Source organism: Halobacillus litoralis (assembly GCF_009856445.1).
In the GTDB taxonomy this organism is placed as follows: domain Bacteria; phylum Bacillota; class Bacilli; order Bacillales; family Halobacillaceae; genus Halobacillus; species Halobacillus litoralis.
The window spans coordinates 77,195-91,108 of sequence record NZ_WMFA01000013.1 but is presented as its reverse complement, the minus strand read 5'-3'; the positions used below and the strand labels follow the sequence as shown (position 1 = coordinate 91,108).

Below are 13,914 nucleotides of genomic sequence, written 5' to 3'. Positions count from 1 at the left end.
TCAAACTTTATATTGATGTGGTGGTGAAGGCGAAGAGGTCACACCTGTTCCCATGCCGAACACAGCAGTTAAGCTCTTCAGCGCCGATGGTAGTCGGGTTTACCCCCGTGAGAGTAGGACGCCGCCACGTCATTTCATAACCCTTCAGGAATATTCCTGAAGGGTTATTTTTGTATTGTGCGTTTCCTCTTGATTTGGTAAAGTATAGAAATATTGACATGAGTAGAAGGAGACGAATACGATGAAACTTTACGGGGCTTTGATCTCCTTAAGTTTGATATGGGGGCTGTCTTTTGTTTTTATAGAAACATTGATGGATACAGCCGGGGTGTGGGGCACTGTCTTTTTAAGGTGTATGGCTGGTGTTGTGATTCTTGTTCCGTTGGTTTTTAATAAGTGGAGAAAACATCAGCTTCCACGCTCGATCCCGTGGGGGATCTTGATTATCGTTGGTGTATTCAATGCGGGCCTTCCCTGGGGACTGATTGCCTTAAGCCAGACCGTTTTGACCAGTAATACCGCAGCTGTGCTCAATGCGACCACTCCGATTATGACCGGCCTGATCGGTTTTCTTATTTTTTCGGTTATTTTAAATAAATGGCAGTGGAGTGGGATAGTTATCGGTTTTATCGGTATTCTTGTATTGACCGGTTTTGAGTTTGCAAATATCCTCCAATCCGATCACTTCATCGGAATTGGGACAATGCTCCTTGCAACCTCATGCTATGGGTTTGTTTCTCATTTCACAAGAAGGTACTTACGTGGATTTGATGTGATTTTTCTGACCAGCATGGCCCTGCTTGTAGGTGCAATAGTCGGCCTTACGGGGATTCTATTGACACAACCTAACCTGTTTGTCTCAATAGGAACGGATATGGATCTTTCCTTTATAATCAGTGTGATTGGTTTAGGCTGCGTCGGTTCCGGAATCGCTCATTTACTTTTCTATTATATGATCGATCAAGGGAGTGCCGAATTTGCAAGTATGGTGACTTATCTTGTCCCGGTTACCGCTCTTTTCTGGGGTCATCTCCTTCTTGGTGAACCGGTCACTAGTCAACTGATAATCGGCCTTGTGGTGATTTTTGCAGGCGTATATCTGTCCACTAGAAAAAAACGTGTCAGTCGTTCATTTGTAGGGAAGAAAGCAAGTTAAGGTTGGTATTGTTGCGAGTATGATAGAATGTGACTAACGATGCAGTTGAGGGGAAATGCTTATGAACCGCTGGGATTCCACACCGGTCATCCGCTTTTTCGGAGGTCGGAAACTATTATTCATTTTAGGAGTACTTCTACTGATTGGGTTGAATATTCTCGTATATTCGAGTGTAGGATTTATTTTCGATCCTTTCTTAGTTTTTGTAAAAACAGTAGCTTTGCCGTTAATTCTTTCTATTGTCGTCTATTATTTACTGCGGCCAATCATCAACTTGCTTGAATCATGGAGAATTAAAAGGATCTGGGGGATTTTAATCACCCTTCTCGCTCTGGTTGGAATCATCACCATGCTTGTGGTTCTTATCATTCCATTCCTTGAGAAGCAGTTGATCAGTCTGGCTGAAGAATTGCCCCGTTATATACAAGATTTAATCAATACCATTGATGAGTGGTTAAGGAATTCAATTTTTTCCGCTTACTATACGAATCTATTTGAAGATGTAGATGGAATGTTGAATCAGATTCCTGATTATATTTCTTCTTATGCCTCTGAAACCGTAGAAGGGATTACGAATATTATTTCAACCGTGACGAACGTAGTTGTAGCGCTTGTGACTTTGCCGTTCATTCTCTTTTATCTGTTGAAAGATGGTCATCGTCTTCCCTCATTTATCATTCGTATGTTTCCGCCAAAGGTCCGGCCGGAAGTATCTAGTGTATTCAGAGGCATTGATCATCAACTTTCGGCATACATTCAAGGCCAGATCATCGTAAGCTTTTGTATCGGCCTGATGATGTATATCGGTTTTTTAATTATCGGCTTGGATTATGCTTTATTGCTCGCTGCGATTGCAAGTGTGACAAGTGTGGTCCCATACTTGGGGCCTGTCATAGCGATTACACCTGCGTTGATTATATCGATTGTAACTTCTCCGTTTATGGTTGTGAAACTCGTCGTCGTTTGGACGATTGTACAGCTGCTGGAAGGGAAGTTTATATCTCCGCAAATCATGGGTAAAAGTCTGCATATTCATCCTGTCACCATCATTTTTGTATTGTTGACAGCCGGTCATTTATTCGGGATCGTCGGCATCATTTTAGCTATTCCTGGCTATGCGATTCTGAAGGTGGTCGTATCACATCTCTATTATTGGTTTCAGAAGCGGTACAACCGGTTTGTGGAGGAAGAAGATCAATATAAAATCCAATAAAGAAGGAAGTGGCCTCCGCCACTTCCTTCTTTATTTTTGCAATTTGATTTCTTTCAAACGCTGCCGTTGTTCTTCCGGCCACCATGCCCCGCAGTCACTGGATACGACACAGGCAGCGCAGGTTTCGAGATCATAGACCCGCATGCCACGGATGGGTGGAGAATAAACGTGTAGGGTTACCAGTGGTGCTGTACCTTCTCTGCCCATTTTGTGAATTCCTTTTTCAGGAGCGAAAAAGAGGCTTCCATTCTCTTTGAATTCTGTGAAGAGGGGTAAAGGTAATGCTTCGCCATGGGCTTGATAGACCGTTTGCTTTGTCGTCCCATTCATGACTTGAATCCAACCTGTAGACTGGCCGTGATCGTGAGGCGCACACTCGATATCCGCCCAATTCATGACGATTATCTCTACACAATCGTCTTCGTATACCATTTGCCGGTAATAGGGTTTGTCATCAGGGTCCTGCAAATAAGGGGCTAACTCATCTAAAGTGACTCCAAGCTTGATCAATGTTTTCTTCAGTGTTTCGGGTGAGTGTTCATCAAGATTGCTGAACGCTTCTTCGATACGGGTTCTCAACGTCATAGCAATGAAATCCTCCTTATTAAACATGTTTCCTAAACGGAAATCTTCCTTGGACAAGCATCACACCTGCAATGATCAAGAGGCCGCCAAAAAGGGAAGAGGCTATGAAATTTTCATTCAGCAGGATGATGGCAGCGATTAGTGTAGCCAGAGGTTCGAAATAAAGAAAGACAGAGACCTGGGTTGCTTGCATGACCTCCAGTGCTTTCGCCCAATACCAATAAGCGATGGCTGAAACGAAAATGCCTAGAAAAAGCAGGTGCGCCCAGTGTTCGGGTGAAAGGGAAAGTAACTGCTCCATTCCATGGTTCCTGATGAAGAAGGGCAGCGTCAAAAAGAAACCTGTGGTGCTCATATAAAAAGTCAGGACAAGAGAAGGTACAGGGACAGATAATTTCTTTAATAGAACAGAATAGACGGCCCAGTTCAATGTGCTCACGATCATTAGTAAATATCCAAGGCTCAGGGAGAAGCTAAAGCTCTGACCGCTCCCGATGGTTGTAATGATAAGAACACCTGCGACGGCAATCGTAATTCCAGAAATTTTCTTAAGCGTAAGCTTCTCCTGCAAGAATATAAAGGACAGAAATACAGTAAACACCGGCGAAAACGAAATCAACCACCCGGCATCCGATGCGTGGATGGTCAGCAGGGCCGTGGCTTGGATCACTTGATGAACAAATACTCCAAGGACTCCGAGGATGAGTACATGTGGCAGGTATTTGATATGTATCTTCAATGGGTATTGGAATAGAAGTACCATCAACAATAAAAAGATTGCCCCGATTCCAAACCGGATGACAAGCAGGGAAAAGGGATCCAAACTACTTAAAACCGCTTTAGTTGAAACGAAAGACACACCCCAGAAGGTAATGGAGAGGAATGCATAGAGCGAAGCACCGAACCGTGATGGAGAACTCATAGACCTTGTCCTTTCCTCATCTAGTCTCCCTTCACTATATGCGGGAAAAGGACAAGCATGAGCTTTCGAGCTTCTATTCTATCGTAACAGAACGACTCTGAAGGAGAACTTTTTCGACGAATATTCTAATCATTAGACAAAGAGGGAGGGTCGGAGCAATAAAAAAAAACCTAAGGAAATCTTAGGCTTTTTTAAACGATCCAGTATGTGAGAAGTGAGAGCAAAATGGATGTCAAAATCAATAAGAGCATCGGCTTTAATGCGCGATGTCTGACATCATGTAAACTTACGCTGAGACCGAGGCCAGCCATGGCCATCGTTAAAATGAAAGAAGTCAGGGTCGAGACGGCATTCATGGCTGCTGCCGGAATGGTAAAAATCGTTCCATTCACAAAGCTTCCGAACAGGCTCATGAGGATGAAACCAACAAGGAACCATGGAAAAGTAATGGATGAACGGTTTTCTTCTGTTCCTTTCTTTTTCATAAACCAGATCAACAGCAGACTGAACGGGACAAGAAGAAAGACACGACTGAGCTTGGCGACAAGCGCCATTCCGAGGCCTTCATCTCCAGCAGGTTCTCCGGCAAGCGCTACGTTCGCTACTTCGTGGAGACTGATGCCTGCCCACATGCCGTAAGCTTCTGCATCCACCGGTAGAAGCGGGCGGATGAGTGTGTAACCGATGGCGAACAACGTCCCCACTACCGATATCACACCTGCACTGATAGCCGTGTCTTCTTCTTTGGCTTTCAAAATAGGGGTGACGGCAGCAATAGCCGATGCCCCGCATATGCCAGTACCGATCCCGAGGAGAGCCATCATCGATCGGTCTGCATCAAATAGTTTGGCTAAAAAGAGCATGAGGCCGATCGCAAAAGCGATGACAAGCGTCCCTTTCAATAAAAGAGGAAAGCCCTCTTGAAGAATGACATTGATATTTAATTTTAATCCGAACAAAATAATCGCAAGTCGCAATAATTTTTTCGCTGAAAAATGGATCCCTGTTCGCATGCTTTCTGGATACCCGAAAAAGTGACGGTACATAACGGCAAGGAGAATGGCTGTCGCAAGAGGACCGACCTGGTTCAACAGGGGAAGCATGGCGAGTAGAAATCCTACAGCGGCAACGATGGCTGTAAACCCGATTCCTTTTAGAAGAGGTTGGTAAGTAGTGTGGTTCATCGATGGACCTCCTTTGTTTCCTTCAATTATCATACGCTCCTACTAGTTATTAGTAAAATAAAACTTTATAATGTTAATTATAGAAAAAACTGATGATTGGAGCGGTTCTGTTGGATATAGAAGCATTGAAGACATACATTACAGCCATCGACGAAAAGAGCTTTACGAAAGCGTCTGCTCTTTTGAATTTGTCACAGCCAACGGTTAGTGCACATATTAAAAACCTGGAACGTTTCTTTCAAACCTCTCTGATCGATCGTTCACCGAAACATTTTGAAGTGACGGCTACAGGGGAGATGGTTTACCGAAGGGCGAGGCAGGTGCTGGGGTTGTTGGAAAAAGCCAAGAATGAAGTCCAACAATTCCATGAGCAGGTAGGCGGGCATATCCATATTGGTGCCAGTTACACGGTGGGGGAATATATTATTCCTTCGATAATAAAAACTTTTGATGACAGGTATCCAGCAGTCGAACTACAGGTGCGAATTGCTAACTCTAAACAAATCAACCGCGAAGTTCAGCAGCATGAACTTGATTTAGGCCTTGTGGAAGGAAAAGTGACTGAGCAGGGGTTAAGTTCCATTCCATTCATGGAAGATGAAATGGTCGTGATTGTTCCTAAAACCCATCCTTTGAGAAAGTGTAAAGAGGTTTCTTTTCAAGACTTACAGGATCATACGTGGATTACCCGTGAAGGAGGCTCGGGAACAAGGGCTATGCTTGATTATATGTTGGAATCATCAAACATCCGTCCGAAAAAGACGATTACAATCGGAAGCAATCATGGAGTCGTCCAAGGAGTGAAGGAAGGTCTGGGGCTTTCTTTTATTTCAAAAACGGTGGTGGAACATACGGATGCGGCGGAATTGATCATAGACCTTCCTTATATCCATTCGACCACCCGGTCCTTTTCCATTGTCACCCCCTCTAATGAGGAGGAAATTACGGAAGATGCCCAAGTCTTCATTCAGCACGTCATGAAATTGTATGAATTGTCATAAAACCATTACATCCATGAGGAGAAGACTTTGTTATGATGGAAGGGAGAGGGAAGTTTGGTTTGGTTCATCGAACGACTGCAGAAGGAAGATCTTTGCCATGTGGTTAGGATGATCAGAACATCAATCTTGAACATACCTCCCAGGTATTACAGCCATGCGCAATTAACAGCCTGGGCGGAAGGGATGAAGGATCACCCTCGTCTTCATCAACGCTTTCTTGATGCGTACTCACTCGCTGCAAAGGACGATTATGGGAACGTCATAGGTTTCGGAAGCCTTGTAGGGTCTCACATTGATTTTTTATACGTATCCTCTGAGTGGCAGGGGGAGGGGTTGGCTGCTCAAATGCTCTCCCTTTTAGAGGTGCAGGCGGCGCGAGAAGGTGTGGAGGTGCTCACGACCGAAGCGAGTGCCGTTGCGAGACCTTTCTTTCAGAAGCAGGGATATGTGATCAAGAAGGAACAGGTGAAATGGATTCGGGGAATATCGATAAAAAATGTGCAAATGTTTAAAAAGATGCATAAGTAGTAGGAACTACGGGTATCGTCTTTTATAGAAAAATTGAAACGTTTGTACAGTCCCGTTCGTAAGGAAGATGGATGTGATTCTGTGCCAAATCTTATTTCAAATACTGAGGTGAAAAAATGAAGAGACTAGACCAGATTGTCGACTATTTGAAGACGCTGGGAGTAGAGGTCGAGAAGGTATACCGCGCACCGAAGGAAGAGACGAGATAAGCAGAGCTGAATAACACCACTCGAGGTATGCTCCTACATAGTGAAGCATACCTTTTTGCTGGGCGTTTTTAAGCCGACTTTGTGATCTGTTTGAATCCCGGTTGTTGGGATTGGAAATGGGCCCAGATGACCCCGCCTGTTACTGGAATGAGCAGGCAAAGAAAAACGGCAGATGCTCCATGAGAAGAGGCAAGGACACCGAAGACAGGCCCGGTCACGACGACTGATGTTTGATTGCAGAGCATTCGCAGGCTGGACATGCGGCCATGGAAACGGGAATCTGTGGCCATTTGCTGCACAGACTGCAAAAGAGCACGCACAAACGATGTGCCCATCCCAATGAATAGGAAGCCAAGAAAAGCCACGGGAGTGAGGGTAGTAAAACTGACGATTGCAAGACCTGAAGCGGTCAGCAGGAGTGACCAGACGCCGATGCGGTTCTGACATTTTGCCCACCACCATGTTCCGATAAGTCCAGCAAAAATACCTCCGATGGAGAACGTGCTGTCGAGCATTCCATAAACGAGCGCCGGCTGATTTAAGTGTGCACTCGTATAGACGCTCAAAAATCCAAGAGTCGTATGGAAGGTGAGCTGTCCGAGCATAAGCATGACGAACAAACCATAAAGCATCCGGTTTTGATGTACATAAATGAATCCTTCTTTTATCTCCATCCAAAAGGAAGAAGAGTTATGGTGACTTCTTTCTTCGATTGGTTCGTAACGAATCATTTGTATAGTGGCTGTAGCTCCTATATATAAGAGAACGACGAAAAACAAACCCATTTCAACAGAGACAATGCCTGCTAATAACCCGCCAGCCGCCGCCCCCGCTAAACTTCCAGAAATCGTAGCTGACCCGGACCAGGAGAAGATCTTAGGGAGGGCGTCTCTCGCAAATACTTCAGCCACAAGAGCTTGTAAGGACGGGCGGAACAATGATCCAGCCGTCTGCATAATCATATGGGCGGAAATCATCAGCCATGGATGTTCAATCCCTCCCCAAAATGCACCCGTTAATAAAACCAAACAGATGATGCTGATGATCCCCGCCAGAACCGCAAGTTTTTTTCGGTTGCTGCGGTCGACCAGAACCCCGAAAATGATGTTTGAAAACAGCCCTGGAAGGAATCCGAAGCTTACGAACAATCCTGTATATAAAGCATCTCCCGTCCATTGATATAAAAACCATGTCATAAGGACGAAGTACATCGCACGACCACTCTCGTATAAGAAATATCCACTCATCAGTCTACTTGTATTCGCTTTGTCCATGTTCATCCACCCTCCATTCAACTTAATCGTACTCTTTTTTTAGTGATTTGGATAATATTACATTATAATAAAAAGTGATAAGGATTCTTTATGGGGGGATGTCAGTGAAAATCGATGATTACCAGCTTCTGATTGATTTGAATCAAAATAGAACGATTCGAAAGACGGCCAAATCTATTTTAATCTCCCAACCAGCAATCACACAGCGTTTAAAATACATAGAAGAACACCTGGGCGGCCAGATTTTTCTCCGTACATCGAAAGGCTTGCTTCCAACGCCTTTTGGAGAAGTTGTCCTGACTCATGCAGAGCATATGCTGGAGCAGGAAGCTGTATTGAAAGAGAAATTGGCACAAGTGGAAGGGAAAGTAGGGGGAACGCTTTCGATCGGTGCTTCTTCCTTATACAGCCAGCATTTTCTACCCAATGTTCTGCAATCGTTCACCACAGCATTTCCGGATGTAACCATTGACCTTGTCACAGGTGTAAGTGAGGAAATACGACAGGCCTCCTCCTCTTTTCATATTGCCATTGTAAGAGGGGATCCAATCGAAGACTATGAATCCATCCACCTATTGAGTGATCCTCTTTTTCTATTAGATACGGCAGATATAGGAAAAGAAGAGCGTCCCCTGATTGAGTTCAAGAGTGATCCGGGTTTTCAAAAGCTTATGGAAGCTTGGATGGTGACGGGGCCCGGCATCTTGGTCAAACGTTCAATCAAGGTCGACCATTTTGAAACTGCCAAACAAATGATGAAGCGGGGATTGGGAATGACGGTCCTTCCTGAAAGCATTATTAAAGAAGAAAAGGAGGCATACAGTTGTCTGCCTCTTGTTAAGGAAGGCCGGGCGATCGTCCGTGAAACCTGGGCATGTGTGAAGCCGGGTGGCAGATCTTTGCCACAGGTGGAAGCATTTGTAGAGCACATTCAAAACGAGGTGAGTGAATGAATCACAGAGAAAAACAGTTGCTCGCGGTGATTGAAGAGTGGACTCCTTACGTCCGTCCAGTCCTTGATGTTGCACAGTCGTCTGCCCACGAGTGCTGGGTCGGTGCTGGTGTAATCACTCAAAGCGTGTGGAACTACCAATTTGGTTATCGCGCTGACTATGGTATAGGGGATGCAGATTTGATTTATTTTGACGCTGCCGGCACGCTTGAAGAAGAAAAGAATCTCGAAAATCAATGGAATGTTGATTGTAAGGGCCTGCCTTTTTCTATTGATGTAACGAACGAAGCCCTTGTTCACCTATGGTATGAGGAAAAGTTTAATCAGCCGATCCCCCCATACACATCCGTCCGGGATGCCATACATACATGGCCTACGACCGCTTCCTCTGTCGGGGTTATGCGAAGGCGGAGTGGTGCATATGAAATTTATGCCCCTTTCGGTTTAGAGGATTTGTTCCAGGGGATCATTCGTCCGAATAAACGTTTGATACCAGAAGAAGTTTATTGGAATAAGGCGGAGAAGTGGAAAAAGCGCTGGCCTGAGCTGACAGTTCTATCTTGGTAAGAAAATGCCACTTGCACGATTGGTCGAATTCATTTTATTATTAAAGTAATTCATTCCAATCTTGAAGGGGATGTTCTACCGTGTCGGAAGAGCTTATGTTTGCCAGATTAGAAGAGATTCAACAAAATGAATTTATAAAAGCGGCGATCGATCATGTTGGTGCTGGAGTCGTTATAACAGATCCAGAGCAGGAGGATAACCCGATGATTTACTGCAATCAAGGATTCCTGGAGCTTACTGGTTATGATCGGGAGGAGATTTTAGGACGAAATTGTCGTTTCCTGCAGGGGGGTGAAACAAATCCGAAGCATGTCGAGCGACTTCGTGAAGGACTTTCTAACCAAACGCCGGTGCAAGTAGAAATAAGAAACTATCGCAAGGACGGTACGATGTTCTGGAATGAATTACATATTTTTCCGGTATACATCGAGCAGATGGATCAGGTGTATTTCGTTGGCGTTCAAAAAGATGTGACAAAGCGTCGGGATCAGGAAGAATTGATTGCGCATTACTTGTCAGAGGTGAAAAGATTATCGACGCCGATTGTGCCCGTAGAGGACAACATCTCTGTGCTCCCGCTTGTTGGTACGATTGATGATGACAGGCTTCAGCAGATGCTGGAAGCGGTGAGTCACCATGTGAAAGAAACGAAAGAGGATTACTTGATTCTGGACATGTCTGCTGTTCACTCTTATAACGAAGGGGTTCATATGGGCATCTATCAGATGAATCAGCTTCTTGATCTAATGGGAACAAAACTTGTCATCACAGGTATTAAACCATCCTTTGCCATTCAAAGTGCCCCCTACGCAGATTTTAGTGAATTATCGCTTCAGACATACGCCACAGTAAAACAAGCTTTGAATGTATTAAGAGAACAAATGTAGAAAAAAGCGCTGGCCAAAAATATATGGTCAGCGCTTTTTTGATTGAAGAATGGAGTGAACTTCCAATATCTGTATGACCTGGTCAGGGACTAAGCACTCTTTTCGTGTAATAGGTGAACTTCTTTGGTCTTGCGTTTAGGGAGCATATGGAAGACGATGTTAAGCACGATGGCCGTCACGCTGCCTGCAACGATTCCGTTACTCGTAAGGATTTGTATACTTTCCGGTAGTTTAGCAAACAATTCAGGAACGACAGTGACCCCTAACCCCATGCCTACTGAACACGCGACAATCATGGAGTTATCATGAGATTCGGAGATGACACGGCTGAGCATTTTAATGCCTTGTGAGATGACCATTCCGAACATCGTAATCATCGCACCGCCTAACACAGCAGTAGGGATAATGGTCGTAAAGGCAGCAATTTTCGGAATGAATCCAAGGACAATTAACATACCACCCATAATGAAAATAACGCGTCGGGATTTCACGCCAGTCATATGCATGAGACCGACATTTTGAGAGAAAGCAGTGTAAGGAAAGGCGTTGAACACGCCACCAAATAAAATCGCTATTCCTTCGGCGCGATAACCACTGGCTAAATCTTGTTCATTTAATTTCTTCTCTGTCATTTCACTTAGTGCAAAGTAAACACCCGTAGATTCAACGAGAGATACCATAGCCACTAAAATCATGGTTAAGATGGCAGACCAATGAAAAGTCGGTGTTCCAAAGTAGAATGGCTCGACCATATGGAAAAAACCAGATTCACGGACGGCCGAGAAATCGACCCTTCCAAAGAGAGCAGCGACCAGAGTGCCCCCTGTAATACCGGATAGTATGGCTATTGAGCGCATGAATCCTTTTGTGAAACGATAAAGAAGGATAATGAATAAAAGCGTTCCAAAGGAAAGAGCAAGGTTGGCAGGAGACCCAAAATCTTCAGCGCCCTGGCCACCGCCCATGTTGTTGATGGCAACTGGAATTAATGTAATTCCGATAATCGTTACAACGGTCCCTGTAACGACAGGTGGAAAGAATCGAACAAGTTTCCCGAAGAAGCGGCTGATCAGGATGACAAATAATCCTGAAACGAGAATAGATCCGTATATCGCCGAAACCCCATACTGGCCTCCGATGGCGATCATCGGACCTACGGCTGTAAACGTACAACCAAGGACGACAGGAAGACCGATTCCGAAAAAACGGTTATGGACGACTTGCAAAATGGTCGCCACTCCGCACATTAAAATATCAATGGCGACAAGGTATGTAAGTTGTTCAGAATTCAGTCCAAGAGCTCCACCGACAATCAATGGAACGAGGATTGCTCCGGCGTACATCGCCAGTAAATGCTGAATGGCTAAAGTCGTTGTTTTCATGAGGATACCTCCTTTGATTCAAACGTGATCGTATTGTCTTCAAGTGATGAAAGGGTGGCCAGGGATTCTACTTGTATTCCTTGGCGGCGTAAGAGGCGTCCCCCATCTTGAAATCCTTTCTCTATCACAATCGCTATACCGGCAATGGATGCTCCGGATTGTTCTACAAGGTCTATCAGCCCTTTCGCAGCCTGCCCATTGGCGAGAAAATCATCGAGGATCAGGACGCGATCGGTCTTCGACATAAAATCTTTCGATATGGAAATTTCATTCGTTTCCTGTTTCGTAAATGAATGGACCTTTGATGTGAAAAGATGATCTTTCATGGTCAATGATTTTCTCTTCCTCGCAAAAATTGCGGGAACACCCAGGCTTAATGCTGTCATTTGAGCGGGAGCGATACCTGAGGATTCTAATGTCAGCACCTTGGTAATCCCCAAATCTATGAAACGTCTCGCAAACTCTTCTCCAATTTCCTTCATGAGTACAGGGTCTATTTGATGATTCAAAAAAGCATCAACTTTAATGACCGAAGAAGATAGAACTTTACCCTCTTCTAAAATTTTCTTTTTCAACTGATCCATATCCAACACACCTTTCTTGAGTAGGTATTTATGTAACAAAAAAGCACGAAAAGCTTGTTTCCTCTATGGAAAGCAAGTCTTTTCGTGCTGGACGTAGACAAAGACAATGAAACCGTGGACAGGAAAGTCCCGGTGTCATGTGATGCTTTTCATAGTCGGTTCATTTTACGGTAAACCGGTAGAAACTTGCAGGCCATATCCCCGCGATTATATGAAATCTAATATTCGAATGATATGGATAGTATATCAGTTTATTGTTCGTAATCAACCCCTATTATGGAAAAACATTCTCGAAAATCATGGTTTTGTTCGTGTTGACATGAGTGGTTGTTTTAGGAGATAGTGGATGGGAAGAGAGTCTCTCTTTTCTTGAAAAGTTGATCGCCTTATGGTGGCTTCGTCATAGAAGCTGAAAAGGGAAGTTTGGTGAAAAGCCAGCGCGGTCCCGCCACTGTAATGGGGAGGTGCATAGATGACCCACTATTTTATAAATGGGAAGGGCTATGTGCTGATGAACCTGAGCCAGGAGACCTGCCATGAGGAAGGACATGAGTTCCTACGGGAGATAGGAGGATGTTACGTGTATTGGATGAAACAAGAGCTTTTTACCGTTCCATGAATAAAAGGAAGTATGCCTTTGTATTCTCTCCCTAAGCGGGAGATCGACCTTAAAAAAGGAGGAACCTATTCATGGAACCTATACCCGCTCATTATTCTAAAATGACTCAAACAAGACTAGTGCTGCCACCAGATACAAATCATCTGGACACCATTTTCGGAGGGAAAGTCCTTTCATACATTGATGAAATTGCGGCTCTAACCGCTATGAAGCATTCAAACTGTGTAGTGGTCACCGCTTCTATCGACTCTGTGGATTTCTTATCTTCTGCTAAAGTAGGGGATGCATTGACGTTGGAAGCTTGTGTGACGAGCACGGGCCGTACATCAATGGAAGTGTATGTGAAAGTCTTTGCTGATGATTTACTGCAAGGCCAGAAAGTGATGACCACAGAATCATTTTTAACGATGGTTGCTGTGGATGCCGCAGGGAAACCGACACCTGTTCCACCGATTATACCTGAGACCGAAGAAGACAAACGGTTGTATGAAACCGCTCCATCCAGAAGGAAACACCGGAAAAACAGACCTGTCCTTAGATGACAGGTAAGGTTAAAAGATGGACGAATGAAGCTCGTAGATCCTCCTTCTTTAGAGGGTGACTTATTTATCACTTATGTACTTTTAAAGTTGAGAGAATGGGAATGGGGCGTTAAGAGTCATAGAAATTCTTGGACGATTACTTTTGTTTTATACAATTTTTGCACTTTCCATTGGGGTAGCTGTATGGTTCACTCGTCGCCCGGTATTTGATCAAAGGTGGGATTTTACGGTTTTTTTAACTGCTTTTACTTTTATATCTTCTCTCAACTATGTGTTTATTGATCTTTATCCTTCCTTTGTAAGAACGCT

14 protein-coding genes, 1 rRNA gene and 2 riboswitches are annotated in these 13,914 nt (G+C 44.3%); of the genes, 9 read left to right on the top strand and 6 right to left on the bottom strand.

What is annotated here, in order from left to right:
• Positions 1 to 16: 16 nt before the first annotated feature.
• From rrf to GLW00_RS18780, 3 genes are all read left to right on the top strand, one after another.
• Positions 17 to 130, top strand: a 5S ribosomal RNA gene (gene rrf, locus GLW00_RS18790).
• Between the two features lie 111 nt (positions 131 to 241).
• Positions 242 to 1,156: a DMT family transporter gene (locus tag GLW00_RS18785; RefSeq protein ID WP_160916689.1), complete on the top strand. Its 915-nt coding sequence runs from the start codon at positions 242 to 244 to the stop codon at positions 1,154 to 1,156.
• A 61-nt stretch (positions 1,157 to 1,217) separates the two neighbouring features.
• Entirely contained in the window at positions 1,218 to 2,369 is a 1,152-nt protein-coding gene (locus tag GLW00_RS18780) for an AI-2E family transporter (protein WP_160916687.1), read from the top strand.
• A gap of 30 nt (positions 2,370 to 2,399) precedes the next feature.
• On the opposite strand, the gene GLW00_RS18775 is transcribed toward GLW00_RS18780, so the two are convergent.
• From GLW00_RS18775 to GLW00_RS18765, 3 genes are all read right to left on the bottom strand, one after another.
• Complete coding sequence (locus GLW00_RS18775) at positions 2,400 to 2,954, bottom strand: cysteine dioxygenase (protein WP_160916685.1); 555 nt, start codon at positions 2,952 to 2,954, stop codon at positions 2,400 to 2,402.
• 19 nt (positions 2,955 to 2,973) lie between these two features.
• Complete coding sequence (locus GLW00_RS18770; protein ID WP_160916683.1) at positions 2,974 to 3,876, bottom strand: DMT family transporter; 903 nt, start codon at positions 3,874 to 3,876, stop codon at positions 2,974 to 2,976.
• A gap of 191 nt (positions 3,877 to 4,067) precedes the next feature.
• Positions 4,068 to 5,060, bottom strand: a complete 993-nt coding sequence (locus GLW00_RS18765; RefSeq protein ID WP_160916681.1) for a YeiH family protein — start codon at positions 5,058 to 5,060, stop codon at positions 4,068 to 4,070.
• 110 nt (positions 5,061 to 5,170) lie between these two features.
• Between GLW00_RS18765 and GLW00_RS18760 the strand changes: the two genes are divergently transcribed.
• A complete protein-coding gene (locus GLW00_RS18760) occupies positions 5,171 to 6,061 on the top strand; it encodes a LysR substrate-binding domain-containing protein (RefSeq protein WP_160916680.1) in 891 nt (296 codons plus the stop codon).
• A gap of 54 nt (positions 6,062 to 6,115) precedes the next feature.
• Positions 6,116 to 6,589: a GNAT family N-acetyltransferase gene (locus tag GLW00_RS18755; RefSeq protein ID WP_160916678.1), complete on the top strand. Its 474-nt coding sequence runs from the start codon at positions 6,116 to 6,118 to the stop codon at positions 6,587 to 6,589.
• Positions 6,590 to 6,866: 277 nt separating this feature from the next.
• Here the strand turns inward: GLW00_RS18755 and GLW00_RS18750 are convergent, their stop codons facing one another.
• Positions 6,867 to 8,072: an MFS transporter gene (locus GLW00_RS18750; protein ID WP_160916676.1), complete on the bottom strand. Its 1,206-nt coding sequence runs from the start codon at positions 8,070 to 8,072 to the stop codon at positions 6,867 to 6,869.
• A 104-nt stretch (positions 8,073 to 8,176) separates the two neighbouring features.
• Between GLW00_RS18750 and GLW00_RS18745 the strand changes: the two genes are divergently transcribed.
• From GLW00_RS18745 to ytvA, 3 genes are all read left to right on the top strand, one after another.
• On the top strand, positions 8,177 to 9,025 hold the full coding sequence (locus tag GLW00_RS18745) for a LysR family transcriptional regulator (protein WP_160916674.1): 849 nt from the start codon (positions 8,177 to 8,179) through the stop codon (positions 9,023 to 9,025).
• Entirely contained in the window at positions 9,022 to 9,591 is a 570-nt protein-coding gene (locus GLW00_RS18740) for a nucleotidyltransferase family protein (protein ID WP_160916672.1), read from the top strand. Before GLW00_RS18745 ends, GLW00_RS18740 begins: the two co-directional genes overlap by 4 nt.
• 95 nt (positions 9,592 to 9,686) lie before the next feature.
• Entirely contained in the window at positions 9,687 to 10,478 is a 792-nt protein-coding gene (gene ytvA, locus GLW00_RS18735) for a YtvA family blue-light photoreceptor (RefSeq protein WP_160916699.1), read from the top strand.
• An 89-nt stretch (positions 10,479 to 10,567) separates the two neighbouring features.
• On the opposite strand, the gene GLW00_RS18730 is transcribed toward ytvA, so the two are convergent.
• Together GLW00_RS18730 and GLW00_RS18725 are read right to left on the bottom strand one after the other, a co-directional pair.
• Positions 10,568 to 11,860 carry a nucleobase:cation symporter-2 family protein gene (locus GLW00_RS18730; protein WP_160916670.1) on the bottom strand — a complete coding sequence of 431 codons (1,293 nt, stop codon included), beginning with the start codon at positions 11,858 to 11,860 and terminating at the stop codon, positions 10,568 to 10,570.
• On the bottom strand, positions 11,857 to 12,444 hold the full coding sequence (locus GLW00_RS18725; RefSeq protein WP_160916668.1) for a xanthine phosphoribosyltransferase: 588 nt from the start codon (positions 12,442 to 12,444) through the stop codon (positions 11,857 to 11,859). Before GLW00_RS18725 ends, GLW00_RS18730 begins: the two co-directional genes overlap by 4 nt.
• Before the next feature lie 132 nt (positions 12,445 to 12,576).
• A riboswitch (purine riboswitch) is annotated at positions 12,577 to 12,679 on the bottom strand.
• A gap of 137 nt (positions 12,680 to 12,816) precedes the next feature.
• Positions 12,817 to 12,997: riboswitch (cobalamin riboswitch) on the top strand.
• Between the two features lie 137 nt (positions 12,998 to 13,134).
• On the opposite strand from GLW00_RS18725, the gene GLW00_RS18720 reads away from it, so the two are divergent.
• Complete coding sequence (locus tag GLW00_RS18720; RefSeq protein WP_160916666.1) at positions 13,135 to 13,605, top strand: acyl-CoA thioesterase; 471 nt, start codon at positions 13,135 to 13,137, stop codon at positions 13,603 to 13,605.
• Positions 13,606 to 13,914 lie beyond the last annotated feature (309 nt).

Excerpts from the sequence above, each read along its gene's own strand:
- GLW00_RS18785 (WP_160916689.1), top strand. The coding sequence starts at position 242 with ATGAAACTTTACGGGGCTTTGATCTCCTTAAGTTTGATATGGGGGCTG.
- GLW00_RS18780 (WP_160916687.1), top strand. The coding sequence starts at position 1,218 with ATGAACCGCTGGGATTCCACACCGGTCATCCGCTTTTTCGGAGGTCGG.
- GLW00_RS18775 (WP_160916685.1), bottom strand. The coding sequence starts at position 2,954 with ATGACGTTGAGAACCCGTATCGAAGAAGCGTTCAGCAATCTTGATGAA.
- GLW00_RS18770 (WP_160916683.1), bottom strand. The coding sequence starts at position 3,876 with ATGAGTTCTCCATCACGGTTCGGTGCTTCGCTCTATGCATTCCTCTCC.
- GLW00_RS18765 (WP_160916681.1), bottom strand. The coding sequence starts at position 5,060 with ATGAACCACACTACTTACCAACCTCTTCTAAAAGGAATCGGGTTTACA.
- GLW00_RS18750 (WP_160916676.1), bottom strand. The coding sequence starts at position 8,072 with ATGGACAAAGCGAATACAAGTAGACTGATGAGTGGATATTTCTTATAC.
- GLW00_RS18740 (WP_160916672.1), top strand. The coding sequence starts at position 9,022 with ATGAATCACAGAGAAAAACAGTTGCTCGCGGTGATTGAAGAGTGGACT.
- ytvA (WP_160916699.1), top strand. The coding sequence starts at position 9,687 with ATGTTTGCCAGATTAGAAGAGATTCAACAAAATGAATTTATAAAAGCG.
- GLW00_RS18730 (WP_160916670.1), bottom strand. The coding sequence starts at position 11,860 with ATGAAAACAACGACTTTAGCCATTCAGCATTTACTGGCGATGTACGCC.
- GLW00_RS18725 (WP_160916668.1), bottom strand. The coding sequence starts at position 12,444 with ATGGATCAGTTGAAAAAGAAAATTTTAGAAGAGGGTAAAGTTCTATCT.
- GLW00_RS18720 (WP_160916666.1), top strand. The coding sequence starts at position 13,135 with ATGGAACCTATACCCGCTCATTATTCTAAAATGACTCAAACAAGACTA.